The organism is Thermodesulfobacteriota bacterium (assembly GCA_036482575.1).
Taxonomy (GTDB): domain Bacteria; phylum Desulfobacterota; class GWC2-55-46; order GWC2-55-46; family JAUVFY01; genus JAZGJJ01.
In genome coordinates, this window is record JAZGJJ010000063.1 from 1 (window position 1) to 4,422 (window position 4,422).

A 4,422-nucleotide genomic window follows, 5' to 3' on the forward strand; every position below is an offset into this window, starting at 1 on the left:
TAGACAATACGAGATATTAGCAGAAAATCCCGTGCATTGGCAAGCAGAAAATACGGAATAAAGGTTGAATTTATAAAGAAAATTTATTACCATATCCCGAATCCGGTAAGCCGGGTATTTGCTCTAAGGAGGTATTTGATGCTCAAGTTTATGAGAAAGAAGCGCCGGTCGAAGTTTATAGTCCTGGCCTTCTTTGCGATTATCGTGGTCTTTGTGTTCTGGGGCGTGGGGCCCGGGGGCAGGCAGGGCGGCGACCCGGAGTTCGTCGCCGTGGTGGACGGAGTCAAGATAGCCGCCGAGGATTACGCCAGGGCCTACAGTAACCAGTTGAACTACTACAGGCAGACTTTTAAGGAGCGGTTCAACGAGGAACTCATAGAGAAGCTGGACTTGAGGAACCGCACCGTAAACACGCTCGTTAATAACGTCCTTATACGGAAGGACGCCGCGGCCCGGGGGGTGAGCGTAAGCGACAGGGAGGTGCAGGATAAGATTCTCGGGATATCGGTCTTCCATAAGGACGGCGTTTTCGACCGGGGGCAGTATCTCGAGATCCTCGGCAGGAACCGTATAAAGCCCGCCGAGTACGAAGCCGGCATCAGGGTGGAACTGGTGATAAATAAGATGCGCGACCGGGTCACGGCGGATATCGAGGTGCCCGAAGAAGATATACGCGCCCTCTTCCTGACGGAGAACCGCAGTATAACGGTCGACTACCTGAAGGTCGAGGCCGCCCGCTTCCTCCCGTCCGTGGAGGTGGGGGAGGACGAGGCCGTGAAATATCTCGAGGAGAACGGCCGGGACTTTATGGTTCCCAGGAAGGTCAAGGCCTTCTACGCCTACTTGAAGTTCGACGAACTCGAAGGGGCGGTGGAGATTTCCGATGAGGATATAGCGGTATATTACGAGAAGAACGTAATAGACTTCCAGAGACCCAAGGAGATCAAGGCGAGGCACATACTCATAGGGACGAAGGGGGCCGAGGGGGAGGAGAAGGAGCGCCTCAGAGGAACGGCCGAATCCGTCCTCGCGAAGATTACCGGCGGCGAGGAGTTCACCGAGCTTGCGGAAAAATACTCGCAGGACAAGGGCAGCGCCAGGAACGGGGGGGACCTCGGCTGGTTCGGCAGGGGCATGATGGTGCCTCCGTTCGAAGAGGCCGCCTTCTCCCTGGCCGCGGGCGAGACGAGCGGGGTGGTCGAGACGGACTACGGCTTCCACATCATAAAGGTCGACGAGATAAAGGAAGAGAGGCTCTTGCCGCTTAAGGAGGCGAGGGAGAAGATAAAGGAGAACCTTATCGGCGAGAAGAGCAGGGAGATAGGTAGGGAGAGGCTTTCCGTCCTTAAGGGCGCCTTCGAGGAGGCCTCTTCGATAGAGGAGCTTAAAGGCGCGGCCTCGAAGAGTGAGGTGCATGCCGCCGAGACGGACCTCTTCTCCGAGGCGGACCGGGACGTGGTGCTCGCCTCGGACCCGGAGCTCCGGGAGGTCGTATTCATGATGAACGAGGGGGACGTGAGCGGCCTGGCGGAGGGCTGGGACGGCCTCTATATGATAAAGGCGATCGAGGTTATTGACAGGCACGTGCCCACGTTCGAAGAGGCCGGGGAAAAGGTCGTCGCGGCGTTTAAGGAGAAGAAGGCCGCCTCGGCGGCAAAGGATGAGGCCGAAGCCTTCCTCGATAGGACCACGCAGGGGGAGAGTCTCGGAGATATAGCCAGGAAAGAAAAGTACGAGGTTAAGACCTCCGAGCCTTTCATGATAACCGACGGCTTCATGCCGGGAGAGCAGCTCCTGGTGGGCGACAGGGAGGACCTCTTCAGGCTCAAGGAGGACGCCCCCTACTACCACGAGGTGATCCCCGGGGAAGACGCCTTCTTCATCCTCAAGCTCAGGGAGGCGGCCGAGGCGGAGGAGGAAGGGTTCGAGGAACACAGGGAGCGCTTGAAGGACCGGCTCGCGGCGGAGAAGCAGGAGAAGGTCCTGACCGAGTGGATAGAGGGCTTAAGGAGCAAGGCCGCGATAACGATCGACGAGGATATGCTCTAAGCCCCCCGGGCCGGGATAAGGACACCGCAGACAGATGAAACTTTCCAGAATGCTCCTGCCCACCTTGAGGGAGGCCCCGTCGGACGCCGAAGTGGCGAGCCACAGGCTGATGGTCCGCTCCGGCATGATAAGGCGTATTGCCTCGGGCGTATATAACATCCTCCCGCTCGGGCTGAGGGTTTTAAGGAAGGTCGAGAAGATAGTCCGCACCGAGATGGACCGCGCCGGGGCCCAGGAGGTGCTGATGCCGTTCGTAATGCCCGCCGAGCTCTGGAAGGAAAGCGGCAGGTGGGACGTCTACGGCAAGGAGCTCCTGAGGCTCAAGGACCGCCACGGCCGTGAGTTCTGCATCGGCCCCACCCACGAAGAGGCCGTGACCGTTATGGTGCGCGGCGAGGTCCGCTCCTACCGCGGGCTGCCCATAAACCTCTATCAGATCCAGACAAAGTTCCGCGACGAGATACGTCCCCGCTTCGGCCTCATGCGAGGCAGGGAGTTCATCATGAAGGACGCCTACTCCTTCCACGCCGACGACGAGAGCGCGGAGCGGGAGTACCGGAACATGTTCGACACCTACAGCCGCATCTTCGAGCGGTGCGGGCTTGATTTCGTTGCCGTCGAGGCCGAGAGCGGCGCCATAGGGGGTTCGTTCTCGCACGAGTTCATGGTCCTTGCCGATACCGGCGAGGACGCCGTGGCGTCGTGCACCGGCTGCGACTACGCGGCCAACGTCGAGAGGGCCGAGCTCGGGGCGCCTAAAGGGGGGGAGGGGGTTAAGAAACCCGGCGGAGGGGGGGGGGGATTTAAAAAGGTTTCCACGCCCGGGGTGAAGAGCGTGGAGGAGGTGAGCGGCTTCCTGAAGGTAGAGCCGTCGAGCCTTATAAAGACGCTTATTTACGAGACCGAGAGCGGCACAGTAGCGGCACTCGTTAGGGGCGACTCCGAGATAAACGAGGCCAAGCTCGCGAGGGTGCTCGGAGCGGAGTGGGTGCGGCTCGCCGACGATAAGACGGTTAAGGAGGCCACGGGCGCGCCTTCGGGCTTTGCCGGGCCCGTGGGGCTTAAGGTAAAGATAATCGCCGACCACGCCGTAGCGGGCATAGAAGGGGGCGTTACGGGCGCTAACGAGGCCGACGCCCACTTTACGAATGTGAGCGCGGGTGACTTCGAGGCCGAGTACGCGGATATTCGAATGGTCGTCGAAGGCGATGCCTGCCCGAGGTGCGGGGAAAAGTTCGAGATACGGAGAGGGATAGAGGTCGGCCACATCTTCAAGCTCGGCACAAAGTACAGCGAGGCCATGGGCTGTACGTTCCTCGACGCCAACGGGAAAGAGAAACCCATGATAATGGGCTGCTACGGCATAGGCATCGGCAGGACCGCGGCGGCCGCCATAGAGCAGAATCATGATGATGCCGGGATAATCTGGCCCCCGCCTCTCGCGCCCTTCGACGTGCACATGGTGCCGGTAAAGGTAAAGGACGAGGAGACGATGAAGGCGTCCGAGGAACTATATTCCACCCTTATCGAAAAGGGTTTCGACGTGCTCCTTGACGACCGGGACGAGAGGGCGGGCGTGAAGTTCAAGGACGCGGACCTTATAGGGGTGCCGGTCCGGCTTACGATTAGCACTAAGACTCTTAAGGAAGATTCGATAGAGATAAAGGGCCGCGGCGAAAAAGAGGCGAGGCTCGTCAAGCGGGACACCGCTATCGCCGAGGTGGAGGGGCTTCTCGGCTACCTCTAAAAATTGCTCTTTTCCCCGATCTCTTCGTTAGGCCGAAAATAAAAATGCTCACATATTGGCATATATGCTGCGCTTTTTATTTTCGCCCTGCCTCGACCTCGGAAAAAATATCTAATTTTTAGAGGCACCCATGAGAGGCTTTTTTTTAAAAAACGGTCATTCCTGCGGAAGCAGGAATCGAGTGTTTTTGCCCTTACCTGATACGGGGATACACCGAAGCATAAAAGAATTTACTCTGTCCGTGCCACCATACTTTGTATCGCTACCGCCACTTCTTCCGGACAGAAGCTGGTGAGCTTTATATTTTTTTGTTTGGCCGCTTCGTGTAGTTGTTCTGCAAATTTAAATGTTAAAATTGCGGGCGTCTCAGAGGCCCTTAATAGAAAGCCTGGCTCTACTTTTAAATCAGAGGCAAGCTGTATGATCGACGCGTCGAAGTCATAACCCGCCTTTTTGTAGACTTCACGAAAATAGTCAGTTGCTGCCCTTAGTCTTTCAGCGTCACTTGCCCCCGGTTTCGGTATTGGCTGACTAACCGTATCCATTGCTATAGATAACTGTTGTATAGCTTCAGCAGAATAAGGAGCTGGTGGACCGTTTGTAAGTGTTGCCTCGTCCGCTGCCTC

The 4,422-nt window shown here is 57.5% G+C and carries 3 protein-coding genes; 2 read left to right on the forward strand and 1 reads right to left on the reverse strand.

Going from position 1 to position 4,422, the window contains the following annotated elements; genetic code table 11:
• Positions 1 to 138 precede the first annotated feature (138 nt).
• Together V3W31_02815 and V3W31_02820 are read left to right on the forward strand one after the other, a co-directional pair.
• Positions 139 to 2,049 (forward strand): SurA N-terminal domain-containing protein, encoded by a 1,911-nt coding sequence (locus tag V3W31_02815; protein ID MEE9613869.1) that lies wholly within the window; start codon positions 139 to 141, stop codon positions 2,047 to 2,049.
• Between the two features lie 34 nt (positions 2,050 to 2,083).
• Positions 2,084 to 3,796, forward strand: coding sequence for a proline--tRNA ligase (locus tag V3W31_02820; protein MEE9613870.1), 1,713 nt, complete (start codon positions 2,084 to 2,086; stop codon positions 3,794 to 3,796).
• 230 nt (positions 3,797 to 4,026) lie between these two features.
• On the opposite strand, the gene V3W31_02825 is transcribed toward V3W31_02820, so the two are convergent.
• On the reverse strand, positions 4,027 to 4,422 hold a 396-nt coding region (locus V3W31_02825; protein MEE9613871.1), incomplete at its 5' end, for a hypothetical protein.

Bases quoted from the DNA above. Each gene is read 5' to 3' on its own strand.
- V3W31_02815 (MEE9613869.1), top strand. From the start codon at position 139: ATGCTCAAGTTTATGAGAAAGAAGCGCCGGTCGAAGTTTATAGTCCTG.
- V3W31_02820 (MEE9613870.1), top strand. From the start codon at position 2,084: ATGAAACTTTCCAGAATGCTCCTGCCCACCTTGAGGGAGGCCCCGTCG.